The sequence below is a fragment of the Alistipes senegalensis JC50 genome (assembly GCF_025145645.1).
In the GTDB taxonomy this organism is placed as follows: Bacteria; Bacteroidota; Bacteroidia; order Bacteroidales; family Rikenellaceae; genus Alistipes; species Alistipes senegalensis.
Genome location: NZ_CP102252.1, coordinates 645,927 through 662,525 on the forward strand (window position 1 = coordinate 645,927; position 16,599 = coordinate 662,525).

Below are 16,599 nucleotides of genomic sequence, written 5' to 3' on the forward strand. Positions count from 1 at the left end.
ATATTGTATTACTTTTTCCGGAAATAAGCAACGGCGTTGCCGAACAGCGACTGTTCCTTCTCGCCGGCGATGTTCTTGAACAGATTCGGTTCGTAACGCTCCGTGTGGCCCATCTTGCCCAGAATCTGTCCGTTGCGCGAGACGAGGCCCTCGATGGCGTACTGCGAACCGTTGGGATTGAACGGCGCCTCGGCCGTCGGGTTGCCCGCAGCGTCGGCGTACTGGAAGGCCACCTGCCCGTTGGCGAAGAGCTCTTCGGCCAGTTCCTCGCTCACCACGAACTTGCCCTCGCCGTGGCTGACGGCGATCGAATGCAGGTCGCCCAGCTGGAATCCCGCGAGCCACGGCGACGCCGTCGTGGCGACGCGCGTCGTGACGATCTGCGAGATGTGGCGGTTGATGTCGTTGCGGAAGAGCGTCGGCGAATCCTTGGTCACCATGCCCAAACGTCCGTAGGGCAGCAGTCCCGATTTCACCAGCGCCTGGAAACCGTTGCAGATGCCGAGAATCAGTCCGCCGCGGTCGATCAGCGCGTGGATCTCCTCACGAATATCCTTGTTGTTCAACACGTTCACAATGAACTTCGCGCTTCCGTCGGGTTCGTCGCCCGACGAGAAGCCGCCGCTCAGCACGAAGATATGCGCCCGGCGGATATGCTCCTTCATCTCGGCGATCGAACGCAGGATGTCGTCGCCGCCGATGTTGCACAGCACGCTCATCTCGACCTCGGCGCCCGCCTTGCGAAACGCCTTGGCGGTGTCGTAGTCGCAGTTCGTGCCGGGGAACACCGGAATGTAGACCAACGGATGCTCCACCGCCTCGCCCGGATAAACGAACGTCTTCGGAGCGGGTGCGGAGGTCATCACCGTCGCGGTGTTCCGGCCCTTGTCCGGGTAGACCGCCGCAAATTTCTCCGTATTGGCCTTATAAAGTTCGTCGAGCGGCATTCTGACTCCGTTGACCGTCAGCGCCTCGTCGGCGACGGTGAAGCCCAGCAGCTCGGCGTGCGGATATTCCAACGTGCCCTCGCACTCGACGAGAATCGAACCGTAGGCGTATTCGTAGAGCTTCGCCTCGTCCATCGTCACTTCGGCGCCGATGCCGTTGCCGAAAGCCATCTTGGCCAGACCCTCTCCGACGCCGCCGAAACCGACGGACCACGCCGAGAGAATCTTTCCGGCCTCGATCTGCGAGCTGACGAACGTGAAATTCTCCTTCAGCTGCGCCGTGTCGGGCATCCGGCTCTCCAGCGGCGTATGGCGAACGAGGTAGATGCGGTGTCCGGCGCCTTTGAGGTCGGTCGAGATGACCGTCCGCGCATCGACCGTGGTGATGCCGAAAGCCATCAGCATCGGCGGCACGTCGATCTCCTGGAAAGTTCCCGACATCGAGTCCTTGCCTCCGATCGAGGGAAGCCCCAGCTCGACCTGCATCTTCAGGGCGCCCAGCAGCGCGCTCAGCGGTTTGCCCCACGACTCGGGATTCTTGGTCATGCGCTCGAAATACTCCTGGTAGGAGTAGCGCATCCGGTCATACCGCGCACCGGCGGCCACGACCTTCGCGGCAGCCTCCACGACGGCATAAGCCGCCCCGTGGTAGGGGCTCCACGAAGCCAGATAGGGGTTGTAACCGAAGGCCATGACGCTGGCCGTGTCGGTATATCCGTCGGTCGGGAGCTTCTGCACCGAGACCTGCGTCTCGCTGCGCTGCGTGCGGCCGCCGAAGGGCATCAGCACCGTGGAACGGCCGATCGTCGAGTCGAACATCTCGATCAGCCCCCGCTGCGAGAGGACGTTATTGTCTTTCAGATTATTGGCGAAACGCTCGGCGAGCGTCTCCCCCGCCACCTCGCGGAGGAAAGGATCGCGGTTCTCGACCTTGCCGATCTTCGCCTCGGCGTAGTGCTTCGCGCCGGCGCTGTCGATGAATTCGCGGCTGAGGTCCACGACCTTCCGGTCGCCGTTGAACATCCGCATCCGCGCCGTGTCCGTCACGTCGGCCACGTGCACCGCCTCGATGTTCTCCTCGCGGCAGTAGCCCATGAACTCCTCCATGTCCTTGGCCTCGATGACCACCGACATGCGCTCCTGCGACTCGCTGATAGCCAGCTCCGTAGAGTTCAGACCGCTGTACTTGGTCTTCACGCGGTCGAGGTAGATATCCAGTCCGTCGGCCAGCTCGCCGATGGCGACGCTGACGCCGCCGGCGCCGAAGTCGTTCGATTTCTTGATGAGCCGCGTCACCTCGGGACGGCGGAACAGCCGTTCGAGCTTGCGTTCCTCGGGGGCGTTGCCCTTCTGCACCTCGCTGCCGCACGTTTCGAGCGACTTGGCGTTGTGCTCCTTCGACGAACCCGTGGCCCCGCCGATGCCGTCGCGGCCCGTGCGGCCGCCGAACATGATGATCCTGTCGCCCGGGGCGGGACGCTCGCGGCGCACGTTCGCGGCCTTCACGGCACCCACCACGGCCCCCACCTCGAGGCGCTTGGCCACGTAGTCGTCGTGGTAAATCTCCCGCACGTGGGTCGTGGCCAGACCGATCTGGTTGCCGTAGCTCGAATAACCGGCCGCGGCCTTCTTCGAAATGACGCTCTGGGGCAGTTTGCCCGGAAGAGTCTCGGAAACAGGCAGGTAGATATTTCCGGCACCCGTCACGCGCATCGCCTGGTAGACGTAGCTGCGGCCCGACAGCGGGTCGCGGATGGCGCCGCCCAGACAGGTCGAAGCCCCGCCGAAAGGTTCGATCTCCGTGGGGTGGTTGTGGGTTTCGTTCTTGAATTGCAGGAGCCATTTCTCGGTCTGCCCATCGACATCCACGTCAATATAGACCGAGCAGGCGTTGTTCTCCTCCGAAACTTCCATGTCGTCCAACAGCCCCTTCTGCTTCAGGTAGCGGGCGCCGATCGTCGCCATGTCCATCAGGCAGAGGCTCTTGTGCTCGCGGCCCAGTTCGCGGCGGATGCGCAGGTAAAGCGCCAGCGAATCTTCGATCTCCTCCTTGACGAACGATTCCTCGACGGTGATGCCCTCCAGCTCGGTCGTGAAGGTCGTGTGGCGGCAATGGTCGCTCCAATAGGTGTCGAGGATGCGCAGTTCGGTTTCATAGGGATCGCGGCCCTCGGCGCGGAAGTATTTCACCACCTCGCGCAGGTCGTCGTCGTTCATCGCCAGCCCCATCTTCTTGCAGTAGGGCTCCAATTCGGAATCCGTCATTTCCCGGAAACCGTCGAGCACCTCCACGGGCTTCACCTCGGCCTGCTCCATGTCGTTCAGCACCGCGAGGTTCTTCTCGCGCGACTCCACGGCATTGATGTAGTAATGGCGGATTTTGGCCAGCTCGGCGTCGGTCGCCTTGTCGTCGAACAGCAGCAGTTTCGACGAACGGATGTTGACCTGCGCCTGCGGGTCGATCAGCCGCACGCAATCGACGGCCGACGCGGCGCGCTGGTCGAACTGTCCGGGCAGATACTCCACGGCGATATATTTGCGTCCCGCGAGGTCGCAGGCATCGGTCACGGAGTCGGTCACCACCTCGCCGAAAACCGAATAACGGCTCTTTTCCAGCAGCTCCGGCGTGAAGCCGAACAGGTCGTAGACGTTCAGCAGGCGCACTTCGCCCAATGCGAGATTCAGGTTTGCGTTCAGCTCGCGGCGCAGGCTCTCGGCCTCGACCTGGAAGCGGGGTAATTTCTCGACAAAAATACGGTAATTCTTCATTATCTTTTTCATTCCTTTTTACACAAATCTTGCGGCCCAGTCGCGTTCATACTCCCCGGCGGTCATCCCGACGAACGTGATGTGGCCCATCTTGCGTTTGGGCCGGCACTCCGTCTTGCCGTAAAGATGCACGTAAACGCCCGGCAGGTTCTCCGCAGCGACCTTTTCGGCCGCCCCGAGGTCCTGTCCGAGGATGTTCTTCATCACCGTGGGCGCCACCGGCCGCGGTTCCTGCAAGGGCTCCCCGACGAGATAGCGCACCAGCTCGCGGAACTGGTTCGTGGTCGAACCCTCGATGGTGTAGTGTCCCGAATTGTGGGGCCGCGGAGCCATCTCGTTGAAATAGATCTCACCGCCCCGGATGAAATACTCGATGGCCAGAATCCCCCGGTAGCCGCAGTCGCGCATGAAGCGTTCGCTCTCGGCTTTCATCCGTTCCAACACCTGCGGATCGGTCTCGGCAGGCACGATGCAGAGGTCGAGGATTCCGTCGCGGTGGATGTTGCGCCCCACCGGAAAGCTCACCACCCGTTCGGCGTCGGCGACCATCACGATGCTGGCCTCGAAGTCGAAACGCACGAACTCCTCCAGGATGCAGGGCACCGCCAGCAGCGGCAGGGCCCGTTCGATGTCGGCCTCGGTCTTCAGCACCAGCTGTCCGTGTCCGTCGTACCCCAACGTGCGGGTTTTCAGCACGGCGGGCAGTCCCAGTTCCTTCACGGCGGCCCGCAGCGACGCTTCGTCGTCCACGGCGGCGAAACCGGGCGTGCGAAGCCCGTGGTCGCGGGCGTTGGTCTTCTCGCGCAGGCGGTCCTGCGAATCGTACAGGGGTTTGTAACCCTGCGGGATGTTGTATTTCTCGCACAGCGGGATCAGAATCTCTCCCGGCACGTTCTCGAATTCGTAGGTCACCGCGTCGCTGCGGCGGCACAGCTCCTCGAGCGCCGCGGCATCGTCGTAGGCCGCCACGATATGATCGTCGCAGACCCTGAACGCCGGAGCGTCCGGCGCCGGGTCGAGGCTTATGGTGCGCACGCCCAACTCCCGCGCCTGCTCCGCGATCATCAGCCCCAGCTGGCCGCCCCCGATAATGCCCACCGTCTTCATTACAACTCGGCTTTGAGTACGTCGGCGGTCTGTTTGGCGCGGAAAGCGTCGAGTTTCGCGGCCAGCCCGGCATCCTGCAACGCGAGGATCGACACGGCGATCAGCGCGGCGTTCTTCGCCCCGTTGATGGCCGTCGTGGCCACGGGAACGCCCGCGGGCATCTGCACGATCGACAGCAGCGAGTCCAGTCCGTTCAGGGCCCGCGACTTCACGGGAACGCCCACCACGGGCAGCGGGGTCATCGAGGCCACCATGCCCGGCAGGTGCGCGGCGCCTCCGGCCCCGGCGATGATCACGCCGATGCCGCGTTCGCGGGCCGTCTTGGCGTATTCGCACAGCAGATCGGGCGTACGGTGGGCGCTGACCACCCGTTTCTCGAAATCCACGCCGAACGCCTCGAGCGTCGAAACCGCCTCGGACATCACCTCGTAATCGCTCACAGAGCCCATAATCACGCCTACTTTCATATAAATTCGTTTTAATTCAATCGTTCAAAACCCGCCTCTCAGACGGAGGAAGCGCAAAACCCGCCCCAGAAACCCGACAACCGGCCATCGCCCCTAAAACCCGCCTCTTAGGCGGGCGCCCCTGAAACCCGTCTCTTAGGCGGGCGGCTCTTAGACGGGAAACCGCCACGACATTCCTGCCGTGGCGGTCTTGTATCTATCCGAGCAGTCCACGAGCAGGCATCTGCTGCTTCGGGGAGTGTGCGGGCTGCATTTGCCGACACGCCGACGAATGGAAGACAGCGGCCTGCCCCTGTCGTTTCTTTCGTTCGCGCTGGTCGATATTGCAAATGGGAATCATCGGAATTAACCTAAACTGTCGTTAAAACAACGTTACAAAAGTAACGCTTTCCGGCGGACTTTCAAAATTCCCGGACAGATTCTATCGACAATTTATCCACATTCGCGGCATCACTCCTGCCGGGCCTTCGCCTCGCAGTAGGCGCAGCGGCAGGTCCCGTCGGACTGGCGGCGGAAAAGCCGGTCCACATCCTCCGTGGCGGAGATGCAGCGGCGGTTCGTGCACTCGTACTCGTTCACGATGTACTCCTCGCCGAAAACCGGGGTCCGCTCGAAGGGCTTGTTCTCGTCGGCCCAGCGCAGCAGCGTGTAGATCAGCGCCATGCGCACGAACTTGCCGTTCTCGACCTGCCGGAAATAGGCCGCGCGAGGATCGTTGTCCACGGCCCGCGTGATCTCGTTGACGCGCGGCAGCGGGTGAAGGATGATCATATCCTTCTTGGCCGTCGTCAGCTTGCCGGGATCGAGCACGAAGCTGTTCTTCACGCGGTCGAACTCCTCCTCGTCGAGGAAGCGCTCCTTCTGCACGCGCGTCATGTAGAGGATGTCCAGCTCGGGCATCACCTCCTCCATCGTGCGCACCTCGCGGAATTCGAGTTTCGAATTGGCGCTCATCTCGTGCAGCATGTAGTCCGGAAGGCGCAGCTCCTCGGGCGAAATGAGGATCACCTTGATCCCCGAATAACGCGACAGGGCCTTGATGAGCGAATGCACCGTGCGGCCGAATTTCAGGTCGCCGCAGAAACCGATGGTCATGTTGTCGAAACGCCCCTTCTCGCGCTTGATCGTCAGCAGGTCCGTGAGGGTCTGCGTCGGGTGCGAATGGCTGCCGTCGCCGGCGTTGATGACCGGAACGCCCGCATACTGCGAAGCCACGAGCGGCGCCCCCTCCTTGAAGTGGCGCATGGCGATGATGTCCGCGAAACAGCGGATCACGCGCACGGTGTCGGCCACGGTCTCGCCCTTGGAGACCGACGAGGAGTTGGCGTCGGAGAAGCCGATGACCTGCCCGCCCAGTTCGAGCATCGCCGCCGTGAAACTCAGCCGCGTGCGGGTCGAAGGTTCGTAGAACAGCGTGGCCAGCTTCTTGCCCTTGCACGACTCGCTGTACTTGGCGCGGTTGGCGATGATGTCCTCCGCCAGGGCTACGATCTGCTCGGTCTCCCGGACCGTGAGGTCGGTAGGATCAATCAAATGTCTCATAATCCGGATTATTTATTCATCCAGCTCTCGTCCGACGGATTATCGCGGAATTTCAGCAGCCGCGCCTTGTCCCCGGGTTCGATATACCCCTCCTCGGCGGCCACCTCCACGAGTGCGTCGAGGTTCGAAAGGCTGTAATTCACGACGTTCGCCTCCTTCATGCGGTCGAGGCCCTTCTTCATCCCGTAGGTGAAGATCGAAGCCACGCCCAGCACCTCGGCGCCCGCCTCGCGCAGGGCGTTCACCACCTCGATGCACGAACCGCCCGTCGAGATGAGGTCCTCGATCACCACGACCTTCTGACCCTTTTCCAATTTGCCCTCGATCTGGTTGCCGCGTCCGTGGTCTTTCGACCCCGAGCGCACGTAGCCCATCGGCAGGTCGAGGATCGTGGCCGTGATGGCCGCATGGGCGATGCCGGCCGTCGAGGTCCCCATCAGCACCTCGGCTTCGGGGAATTTCGTGCGGACGATCTCGGCCAGCCCCGCCTCGACGTGTCCGCGGACGACGGGGGCCGTGAGCGTCAGCCGGTTGTCGCAGTAGATCGGGCTTTTGATACCGCTCGCCCAGGTAAAAGGCTGTTCGGGGCGCAGGAACACCGCGCCGATCGACAGCAAGTCTTTTGCGATTGATTTCTCCATTTTTATCGTGTTTTCCGTTTTTCGGGTTATTCGAGGGCCCGCCGCAAAATCTTCTCCACCTCCTCGGGATAGATGCCGCCCTCGTGGACCTTCACGCCGTCCACATAGAACGTCGGCACATAGTAGTAGTCGAACGCGTCGGCCACGTCGGGCCGCTCCGACTCTTCGATCATCTCGATCTCCACGGCGGCCAGCTCCGGGTGGGCGGCCTTCGCCTCTTCGATATAGCGCAGCGCCTTCTTGCAGAAGGGGCACGTGCGCAGGTAGAAAAGTTTTACAGGTTTCATATTCTCCTCGTTCCTATAAGTTTTGTCCGTTATCCGACGAACTCGGCCACGCACCGGCGGTAAGCCGCCACGGGGTTCTCCGCAGCCGTGATCGGGCGTCCCACGACGATGAAGTCGGAGCCGATCTCCCGGGCACGGGCAGGGGTCGTGACGCGCACCTGGTCCGCTACGTCCCCGTCTGCAAATCGCACGCCGGGCGTGATCGTGAGGAACCCTGCGCCGCACGCCTCGTGCACCATGCCGGCCTCCAGCGGCGAGCAGACCACGCCGTCCAGCCCGGCTTCGCGGGTGTTCTGCGCATATTTCACGATCGTGTCGTTGATCGAAGCGTCGATCAGCAACTCGCGGCGCATGCGCTCCTCGCTCGTCGAGGTCAGCTGCGTCACAGCGATCAGCAGCGGCCGCGTGCCGTCGGCACGGGTGAGCCCTTCGAGGGCGGCCTTCATCATCTCGATCGTACCCGCCGCATGGACGTTGCACATGTCCACGTCCAGCCGCGACAGCACGGCCATCGCCTTCTTGACGGTGTTGGGAATGTCGTGGAGCTTCAGATCGAGGAAGATCTTGTGCCCCCGGCGCTTGATCTCGCGCACGATCGAGGGTCCCTCGGCGTAGAAGAGCTCCATGCCGATTTTCAGAAACGGTTTGCGTTCCTCGTCTTTGAAAAGGTCGAGGAAGCGGAAAGTGTCCTCTGCCGACTTGAAGTCGCAGGCTATGATTACATCGCGTTGCATATTTTTCTTAATTCTGCATCGTATCAGCGTATGGCAGGTTCGGGGCTTCGTAAAGCCGGCAAAGCAGGAGCATACTCGACGTATGCGACTGCCGAAGCCGGCGAGGAAAGTGCCGAAGATGCCATGCGATCATACGATGCCGATTATGTCTGACAATTTTTCAATTCCCAGCCGCTCCATCTCGCCGGGCAGGGCCTCGACGATCTCTTTCGAAGCGTAGGGATTCACCAGGTTGGCGGCCCCGACCTGCACGGCCGTGGCCCCGGCCATCATCATCTCGATCACGTCGCGGGCCGTCGTGACGCCGCCGCATCCCATGACGGGAATCCGGCACGCTTTGGCGACCTGATAAACCATCCGCACGGCCACGGGGAAGACCGCGGCGCCCGAGAATCCGCCCATCGTGTTGGCGATGACCGGACGGCGGCGGGCAATGTCGATGCGCATGCCCAGCAGGGTGTTTATCAGGCAGATGCCGTCGGCCCCCGCCTCCTCGCACGCCCGGGCGATCGAAACGATGTCCGTGACGTTGGGCGAGAGCTTGATGAACACGGGCTTCGTCGTCACCGCCTTCACGGCGCGCGTCACCTCGGCGGCGGCATCCGGGCAGGTGCCGAACGACATACCGCCGTGCCGCACGTTGGGGCACGAGACGTTGACCTCGATCAGTCCGACCTGCTCCTGCTTGTCGATCCGCTCGCAGCAGTAGGCGTACTCCTCGACCGAGAATCCCGAGATATTGGCGATGACGGGTTTCCGGAAAAAGGTTTTCAGCCGCGGCAGTTCCTCGCGGATCACGGCGTCGATACCGGGGTTCTGCAACCCCACGGCGTTGATCATCCCGGCTTCGCACTCGGCGATGCGGGGCGTGGGGTTGCCGAAGCGCGGCTCCCGCGTGGTGCCTTTGAACGAGAACGATCCGAGGACGTTGATGTCGTAGAACTCCCGGAATTCGTTGCCGTAGCCGAAAGTTCCGCTGGCCGGAACGACCGGATTGTCCAGCCTCAGGCCGCACAGTTCAACCGATGTGTCTACCATATGATCTCTCCTTTCTCCAATACCGGCCCCTCCTTGCAGATGCGCTTGTTGCCGTATTTGGTTTTGCACGAACAGCCCATGCAGGCGCCGAATCCGCACCCCATGCGCTCCTCGAACGACAGCTGCCCGTCGCACTCCGTGGCGCTGTACAGCGCATGGAGCATCGGCAGCGGGCCGCAGGCGTAAAAGTAATCGAAATCCAGTCCCCGTTCGGCGATGGCCGTGGTGACGAACCCTTCGACACCCCGCGAACCATCGACCGTCGAGACGGTGACCTCGCATCCCAGCGCGCGGAACTCCTCCTCGTAGAAGACCTCCGCGGCGGTGTTGAAACCCAGCACCACCTGTACCGGTTTGCCTTCGGCCAGGAGCCGCTTCGCCAGGTTGTAGAGCGGCGGCACGCCCACGCCGCCCCCGACCAACAGAGGCCGCCGGGCGTCGTTCTTCGTCGAGAACCCGTTGCCCAGACCCGTCAGCAAGTCGAGCTCCCCGCCCGCCCGCATCCGGCTCATCTGTTCGGTGCCTCCGCCCACGACCTTGTAGATCAGCGTGATCGAACGTTCGTCGAAATCGCAGACCGAGATGGGACGGCGCAGATACCGGCCCTCCAGCGCGATGTTGACGAACTGCCCGGGCGCCGTGATCCACTGCGTGTCGCCGGCGAGCGTCATCCGCCACACCGCGTCGGTCAGCGGCTCGTTCGTGAGAATCCTATATATACCTTTCTTATACATAAATTTTCCTTTCCGTACTTTTGAGGGCAAAAGTACCAAAACCCTCCGCATGTCGTTCTCCGCGGGATCGCCGCCGGCATTTCGCTGAACGGGCAGAGTAAGATCGGGCCTTTACTCTTTCCCGTTCCGGGCGCTCGATGCCACCGCCGCTCCTTTTCCGCTCCGAACGATAATGCGGAACTCAGATGCCACAATCTGTGGATAACTTCGGCGTTTTGTCGGAATTATAAGAGCACTTCACCCGGAATTTTGATTTCAGGCGAGCAGATTTCGGCCTGACCGAAGGTTGACGCGGATGGGCTGTACACGAGGTACTGCCCATTCGCGGCAAGCAAGGAAGGACGAAAGGTGCCGCATGAAATCGAAATTATTTTGAATCTATGGTCGAAACGCGCAGCGTGATCTCCTCCAGCACGTCGAGCAGCACCTTCACCGTTTCCAGCGCCGTGAAGACCGTCACGTTGTTCTCGACGGCCGTGCGGCGGATTTCGTAACCGTCGAGGCGCGTGTTGTGCTGGTTGATGTCGATCGTGTTGATGACGTAGCTGACATGTCCCTGACGCAATGCGTCGATGATCTCGTTGCTGCCCTCGTTGAGCTTGCGGCGCGTACGGGTGCGGATACCGTGCGCACGCAGGAACTCCGCCGTACCGGTGGTCGCCTCGATGTTGAAGCCCAGGTCGTAGAACCGCTTCACCAGCGGCAGCGCCTGCGGCTTGTCGTCGTCGGCGATGGTGACGAAGATCGTTCCGTAGTTCGAGACGTGCATGCCCGTAGCTTGCAGGGCCTTGTAGAGCGCCCGCGTGATCTTGTCGTCGTAGCCGATCGCCTCGCCCGTCGATTTCATCTCCGGCGAGAGGTAGGAATCCATGCCGCGGATCTTAGCGAACGAGAAGGCCGGGGCCTTGACGTACCAGCGCTCCTTCTCCTTGCCGCAAACCTCGGTAATGCCCTGCTCGCGCAGCGACTTGCCCAGGATGACCTGCGTGGCGATGTGGGCCATCGGCACGCCCGTCGATTTCGAGAGGAAGGGCACCGTACGCGACGAACGCGGGTTGACCTCGATGACATAAACGTCGTCGTCGCCGGCGACGATGAACTGGATGTTGTACAGACCGACGATGCCGATGCGCAGACCCAGTTTCACCGTATAGTCGATGATCTTGTCCTTGGCTTTCTGGCTCACGCTGAAGGTCGGATAGACGCTGATCGAGTCGCCCGAGTGAATACCCGTATGCTCGACATGCTCCATGATGCCGGGGATGAAGACATCCTTGCCGTCGCAGATGGCGTCCACCTCCAGCTCCTTGCCCATGATGTAGCGATCGACCAGCACCGGCTGGTCCACGTCGATCTCCACGGCGGTTTGCAGGTAGTGGCGCAGGCGCTCTTCGTTCGAGACGATCTGCATGGCGCGGCCGCCCAGCACGTAGCTCGGACGCACCAACACCGGATAACCGATGCGGGCCGCGGCCTTCACGCCCGCCTCGATGTTCGTCACAGCCTCGGCTTCGGGCTGCGGAATCTGCAACTCCTCCATGATCTTCTCGAAGCAGCCGCGGTCCTCGGCGTTCCTGATCGCCTCGGTGTCGGTGCCGATGATGGGCACGCCCAGCTTCGAAAGGGGCTCGGCGAGGTTGATGGCGGTCTGTCCGCCGAGCGACACGACGATGGCCTTCGGCTTTTCGAGGTGCACGACGTTCATCACGTCCTCCACCGTCAGCGGCTCGAAGTAGAGTTTGTCGCTGGTGGTGTAGTCCGTCGAAACGGTTTCGGGGTTGTTGTTGATGATGATCGCCTCGTAGCCCGCGGCGCGGATCGACCAGATGGCGTGCACCGTCGAGTAGTCGAACTCGACGCCCTGTCCGATGCGGATCGGGCCCGAACCCAGCACGATGATCTTCTCCTTCGGGCTCACCACCGATTCGTTCTCCTCCTCGTAGGTCGAGTAGAAATAGGGCACGTAGGAGGCGAACTCGCTGGCGCAGGTGTCGATCATCTTGTAGACCGGGAAGATGCCGTTCTTCTCGCGCAGAAGATACATGTCGTGCTGCGAGACGCCCCACAGCTGGCCGATGAACTTGTCGCTGAATCCCATGCGCTTGGCGGCGCGGAGCGTCTCGACATCCATCGGGTTGGCGCGGACGACCGCCTCGAATTCGATGATGTTCTTGAACTTCTCGAGGAAGAACATGTCGATCTTCGTGTTGTTATAGATCAGCGCCAGATCGACGCCGTTGCGGATCAGCTGCGCGATGGCGTAAAGCCGGTCGTCGGTGCCCTCCTTGATATAGGCCAGCAGGTCGTCGTTCGACCAGTTGTCGAATTTCTTGTGGTAGATATGGCAGACGCCCGTCTCGAGCGAACGCACGGCTTTCAGCAGCGACTCCTCCATCGTACGGCCGATCGACATCACCTCGCCCGTGGCCTTCATCTGCGTGCCGAGCTTGTTCGAAGCGTCGGAGAACTTGTCGAAGGGGAAGCGGGCGACCTTCGTCACCACGTAGTCCAGCGTCGGTTCGAACGATGCCGGCGTGTTGGCGATGCGGATCTCGTCGAGCGTCAGACCCACGGCGATCTTCGCGCTGACGCGGGCGATCGGATAGCCCGAAGCCTTCGACGCCAGAGCCGAGGAGCGCGACACGCGGGGGTTGACCTCGATCAGGTAGTATTTGAACGAGAGGGGGTCCAGTGCGAACTGCACGTTGCAGCCGCCCTCGATCTTCAGCGCGCGGATGAGCTTCAGCGCCGAGTCGCGCAACATCTGGAACTCCTTGTTGGTGAGCGTCTGGCTCGGAGCCACGACGATCGAGTCGCCGGTATGGACGCCCACGGGGTCGATGTTCTCCATGCAGCAGATGCAGATGGCCGTGTCGTTGTGGTCGCGCATCACCTCGAACTCAATCTCCTTGTAGCCCTTGATGCTTTTTTCGATGAGCACCTGATGCACGGGCGAAACGGCGAGTGCGTTGCGCATCAGCTCGCGCAGCTCGGCTTCGTCGTCGGCGAAGCCGCCGCCCGTGCCGCCCAGCGTGAAAGCCGGACGCAGCACCACCGGATAACCGATCCGGTGAGCCACCTCGGCCGCCTCTTCGACCGACATGGCGATCTGCGACTCGATGACCGGCTCGCCCAGCGATTCGCACAACTCCTTGAACAGCTCGCGGTCCTCGGCACGCTCGATCGACTCGAACGAGGTGCCCAGAATCTCGACCTGGCACTCCTGGAGAATCCCCTTCTTGGCCAGCTGCACGGCGAGGTTCAGGCCCGTCTGTCCACCCAGTCCCGGAACGATGGCGTCGGGGCGCTCGTAGCGGATGATCTTGGCGACGTACTCCAGCGTCAGGGGCTCCATGTAGACCTTGTCGGCGATATGCGTATCGGTCATGATCGTGGCGGGGTTCGAGTTGACGAGAATCACCTCGTATCCCTCCTCTTTGAGCGCCAGACACGCCTGCGTGCCCGCGTAGTCGAACTCTGCGGCCTGTCCGATGACGATCGGGCCCGACCCGATGACCATTACCTTCTTGATATCCTTTCTCTTAGGCATTTTTGTGATCCTCCATTATTTTAGTGAACTTCTTGAACAAATAGGCGCTGTCCTGCGGTCCCGAAGCGCTCTCGGGGTGGTACTGCATCGAGAAGACCCGGTCGGCGACGCACTCCACGCCCTCGGCCGTGCCGTCGAGCAGATTGACGTGCGTCAGCGTAAGCCCCGTGCCCTCCAGCGAATCAATATCCACGGCATAGCTGTGGTTCTGGCTCGTGATTTCGAGCTTGCCCGTCAGGAGGTTCTTCACCGGATGGTTGGCGCCGCGGTGGCCGAACTTCATCTTGAAGGTCTTGGCGCCGTAGGCCAGCGAAATCAACTGATGTCCCATGCAGATACCGAAGATCGGCAGCTTGCCCCGGAGCTGTTTCACCAGCTCGATCACCGGAGCCACGTCCTCCGGGTTGCCGGGGCCGTTCGACAGCACGAGGCCGTCGGGATGGAAGGCCATGATCTCCTCCACGGTGGAGTTGTAGGGCATGACCGTCACGTTGCAGCCCACGCGGTTCAGCAGACGGATGATATTGTACTTGATGCCGCAGTCAACGGCCACCACGTCGTATTTGTGGTTGGGAACGCGCGACATCCAGCGCTTCTTGCAGCTCACGCGCGCAACCATGTCGTGCGGCATGACGTACTCCTGCAATTTGCGCAGGGCCTCTTCGCGGGGCGTCGCGGCGTCGGTGACGATCACCTTTTGGGTCCCCTCGTCGCGGATGATGCGCGTCAGGGCGCGGGTATCGACGCCCCAGATGGCCGGAATGTCGTGCTCCTCGAAGACCTCGTTCAGCGTCTTCGTGTAGCGGAAGTTCGACGGCGAGTCGTTGTACTCGCGGACGATCATGCCGCCGATGGTCGGCGTTTTGGTCTCGTAATCCTCGTCGGCCATACCGTAGTTGCCGATCAGCGGGTAGGTCATCACCACCATCTGATCGGTGTACGACGGGTCGGACATGATCTCCTGATACCCCACCATCGAGGTGTTGAAGACGATCTCGTTGATGGCCTCGCGGTCGGCTCCGAAACCGTATCCGTAGAATTCACGGCCGTTCTCCAAGACAATTTTTTTCGTAAATGCTTTCATCCTTATCTGTTTGATTTCGTAGTTGCATGTTTATCGGGCAGGAAATCCATCCACCATTCCATTTCATCCTTCAACCCTCCCCCGTCATTGCGAGGAGCGTAGCGACGTGGCAATCTGCCCGGAAGTTGTAACCTTACAGCGTCTCCATCAGATTCCCGCGCTCACTTTCGTTCGCTCGGAATGACGGGAAAAACTTTTAGTCTTCAACTTTCATCTCATCGTAAACCTCTTTGCCGCCCACCACCGTCAGCACGGCGCGGCCCTGCACCTCCCATCCGGCGAAGGGCGTGGCGCGGCCCTTCGAAAGGAACGTTTCGGGATCGACCCGGTACTGCGCCCCGAGGTCCAGCACCGTGAAATCGGCCGGATCGCCCGCCTCCACGCCTCCTTCGAGCCCGAAGATGCGCCGGGGATTCTTCGACATCAGGTCGAAGAGCCGTTCGAGGGAGATCGTTCCCGGAAGCACCAGATACTTGTACAGCAGCGGGAAGGCGGTTTCCAGCCCCACGATGCCCATAGCGCTGCCGGCCAGCCCGCGCGACTTCTCCTCGGCGGTGTGGGGCGCATGATCCGTAGCCACGACCTCGATCGTGCCGTCCGCGATGCCTGCGACAAGCGCCTCGCGGTCGGCGCGGCTCCGGAGCGGCGGATTCATCTTGAAGCGCCCCTCCTCCTGCAAATCCTCGTCGCACAGCAGCAGGTAGTGCGGCGCCGTCTCGCAGCTCACCCGCAGTCCCCGCGCCTTCGCCCGCCGCACCAGCTCAACGCTCTCCTTCGTGGAGACGTGGCAAACGTGGTACTGGCAGCCGGTCTTTTCGGCCAGCGCGATGTCGCGCTCCACCTGCCGCCACTCGCTCTCGGAGCAGATGCCCCGGTGTCCGTGCTCGCGGCAGTAGTCCCCGTCGTGGATATACCCTCCGCGCAGCAGTTCATCGACCTCGCAGTGGGCCACGATGGGTTTGCCGACGGCCGCCGCACGGCGCATCGCCTCCTCCATCAGCTCGTCCGACTGCACGCCGCGGCCGTCGTCGGAAAATCCGACCACCTCCGGGGCCAGGGCCGCGAAATCGACCAGCTCGCCGCAGCCGCGCTGCCCCATCGTGATCGTGCCGTAAGGCTTCACGCGCACCGCGGCGTCGCGGCGGATGATCGCCAGCTGCTCGCCGAGCGTCGCCGGCGTATCGGGTGCGGGGCAGAGGTTGGGCATCGAACAGACCGTGGTGTAACCCCCGCGGGCCGCCGCGGCCGTACCGGTGGCTATGGTCTCCTTCTGCGGGAAACCCGGCTCGCGCAGGTGGACGTGGACATCGACCAGCCCCGGCACGAGGCACAGCCCCCCGAGGTCCACGACCCGGTCGCCCGGCCGAGGCTCCCCGGCCGTCACCACACGACCGTCCTCGACGGCGAGACAGCCCGTTTCGAACCGTCCCCCGCGGTAGATCGTCGCGTTGGTATAATACGTTTTCATCTTGTCAGGGACACAAAAAAATAGGGCAACCGAAACAGTTACCCTAATAAAACAATAATGCCCGAATCCGTCGGAGACTGGAAACCCGACCAGTAATCCTGCTGCCAAAATGCTTGCGCCGATGCTATGTTGGGTTTACAATTCATAGGACTCAGGTGTCGCTGTAATTGTGTACAAAGATAGAGGTTTTTCGCCGCCCCTGCAAAACTTTTCCGGAAAAATTTTTCAACA

General features: G+C 61.8%; 12 protein-coding genes. All 12 read right to left on the reverse strand.

The window, feature by feature from the left end; all coding sequences use genetic code 11:
* Window positions 1-8 precede the first annotated feature (8 nt).
* Window positions 9-3,716, reverse strand: coding sequence for a phosphoribosylformylglycinamidine synthase (locus tag NQ519_RS02550; RefSeq protein ID WP_026076313.1), 3,708 nt, complete (start codon window positions 3,714-3,716; stop codon window positions 9-11).
* A gap of 18 nt (window positions 3,717-3,734) precedes the next feature.
* A complete protein-coding gene (gene purK / locus NQ519_RS02555; RefSeq protein ID WP_019149628.1) occupies window positions 3,735-4,823 on the reverse strand; it encodes a 5-(carboxyamino)imidazole ribonucleotide synthase in 1,089 nt (362 codons plus the stop codon).
* The gene (gene purE, locus NQ519_RS02560; protein ID WP_010263014.1) at window positions 4,823-5,290 is read right to left on the reverse strand and encodes a 5-(carboxyamino)imidazole ribonucleotide mutase; all 468 of its coding nucleotides are present in this window, start codon (window positions 5,288-5,290) and stop codon (window positions 4,823-4,825) included. Before purE ends, purK begins: the two co-directional genes overlap by 1 nt.
* Window positions 5,291-5,740: 450 nt before the next feature.
* Window positions 5,741-6,832 carry an aspartate carbamoyltransferase gene (gene pyrB, locus NQ519_RS02565; RefSeq protein ID WP_026076312.1) on the reverse strand — a complete coding sequence of 364 codons (1,092 nt, stop codon included), beginning with the start codon at window positions 6,830-6,832 and terminating at the stop codon, window positions 5,741-5,743.
* Between the two features lie 8 nt (window positions 6,833-6,840).
* Entirely contained in the window at window positions 6,841-7,473 is a 633-nt protein-coding gene (gene pyrE, locus NQ519_RS02570; protein WP_026076311.1) for an orotate phosphoribosyltransferase, read from the reverse strand.
* Between the two features lie 26 nt (window positions 7,474-7,499).
* The gene (locus NQ519_RS02575; RefSeq protein WP_019149625.1) at window positions 7,500-7,760 is read right to left on the reverse strand and encodes a thioredoxin family protein; all 261 of its coding nucleotides are present in this window, start codon (window positions 7,758-7,760) and stop codon (window positions 7,500-7,502) included.
* A 29-nt stretch (window positions 7,761-7,789) separates the two neighbouring features.
* On the reverse strand, window positions 7,790-8,494 hold the full coding sequence (gene pyrF, locus NQ519_RS02580) for an orotidine-5'-phosphate decarboxylase (RefSeq protein WP_019149624.1): 705 nt from the start codon (window positions 8,492-8,494) through the stop codon (window positions 7,790-7,792).
* 129 nt (window positions 8,495-8,623) lie between these two features.
* A complete protein-coding gene (locus NQ519_RS02585) occupies window positions 8,624-9,532 on the reverse strand; it encodes a dihydroorotate dehydrogenase (RefSeq protein ID WP_019149623.1) in 909 nt (302 codons plus the stop codon).
* A complete protein-coding gene (locus NQ519_RS02590; RefSeq protein ID WP_019149622.1) occupies window positions 9,526-10,266 on the reverse strand; it encodes a dihydroorotate dehydrogenase electron transfer subunit in 741 nt (246 codons plus the stop codon). The genes NQ519_RS02585 and NQ519_RS02590 overlap by 7 nt, the downstream gene beginning before the upstream one ends.
* A gap of 367 nt (window positions 10,267-10,633) precedes the next feature.
* Window positions 10,634-13,816, reverse strand: a complete 3,183-nt coding sequence (gene carB, locus NQ519_RS02595) for a carbamoyl-phosphate synthase large subunit (RefSeq protein WP_026076310.1) — start codon at window positions 13,814-13,816, stop codon at window positions 10,634-10,636.
* Window positions 13,809-14,900 (reverse strand): glutamine-hydrolyzing carbamoyl-phosphate synthase small subunit, encoded by a 1,092-nt coding sequence (carA, locus tag NQ519_RS02600; RefSeq protein WP_026076309.1) that lies wholly within the window; start codon window positions 14,898-14,900, stop codon window positions 13,809-13,811. Before carA ends, carB begins: the two co-directional genes overlap by 8 nt.
* A 196-nt stretch (window positions 14,901-15,096) precedes the next feature.
* Window positions 15,097-16,368, reverse strand: a complete 1,272-nt coding sequence (locus NQ519_RS02605) for a dihydroorotase (RefSeq protein WP_019149619.1) — start codon at window positions 16,366-16,368, stop codon at window positions 15,097-15,099.
* Window positions 16,369-16,599: the final 231 nt, after the last annotated feature.

Excerpts from the sequence above, each read along its gene's own strand:
- NQ519_RS02550 (WP_026076313.1), bottom strand. The coding sequence starts at position 3,716 with ATGAAGAATTACCGTATTTTTGTCGAGAAATTACCCCGCTTCCAGGTC.
- purK (WP_019149628.1), bottom strand. The coding sequence starts at position 4,823 with ATGAAGACGGTGGGCATTATCGGGGGCGGCCAGCTGGGGCTGATGATC.
- purE (WP_010263014.1), bottom strand. The coding sequence starts at position 5,290 with ATGAAAGTAGGCGTGATTATGGGCTCTGTGAGCGATTACGAGGTGATG.
- pyrB (WP_026076312.1), bottom strand. The coding sequence starts at position 6,832 with ATGAGACATTTGATTGATCCTACCGACCTCACGGTCCGGGAGACCGAG.
- pyrE (WP_026076311.1), bottom strand. The coding sequence starts at position 7,473 with ATGGAGAAATCAATCGCAAAAGACTTGCTGTCGATCGGCGCGGTGTTC.
- NQ519_RS02575 (WP_019149625.1), bottom strand. The coding sequence starts at position 7,760 with ATGAAACCTGTAAAACTTTTCTACCTGCGCACGTGCCCCTTCTGCAAG.
- pyrF (WP_019149624.1), bottom strand. The coding sequence starts at position 8,494 with ATGCAACGCGATGTAATCATAGCCTGCGACTTCAAGTCGGCAGAGGAC.
- NQ519_RS02585 (WP_019149623.1), bottom strand. The coding sequence starts at position 9,532 with ATGGTAGACACATCGGTTGAACTGTGCGGCCTGAGGCTGGACAATCCG.
- NQ519_RS02590 (WP_019149622.1), bottom strand. The coding sequence starts at position 10,266 with ATGTATAAGAAAGGTATATATAGGATTCTCACGAACGAGCCGCTGACC.
- carB (WP_026076310.1), bottom strand. The coding sequence starts at position 13,816 with ATGCCTAAGAGAAAGGATATCAAGAAGGTAATGGTCATCGGGTCGGGC.
- carA (WP_026076309.1), bottom strand. The coding sequence starts at position 14,900 with ATGAAAGCATTTACGAAAAAAATTGTCTTGGAGAACGGCCGTGAATTC.
- NQ519_RS02605 (WP_019149619.1), bottom strand. The coding sequence starts at position 16,368 with ATGAAAACGTATTATACCAACGCGACGATCTACCGCGGGGGACGGTTC.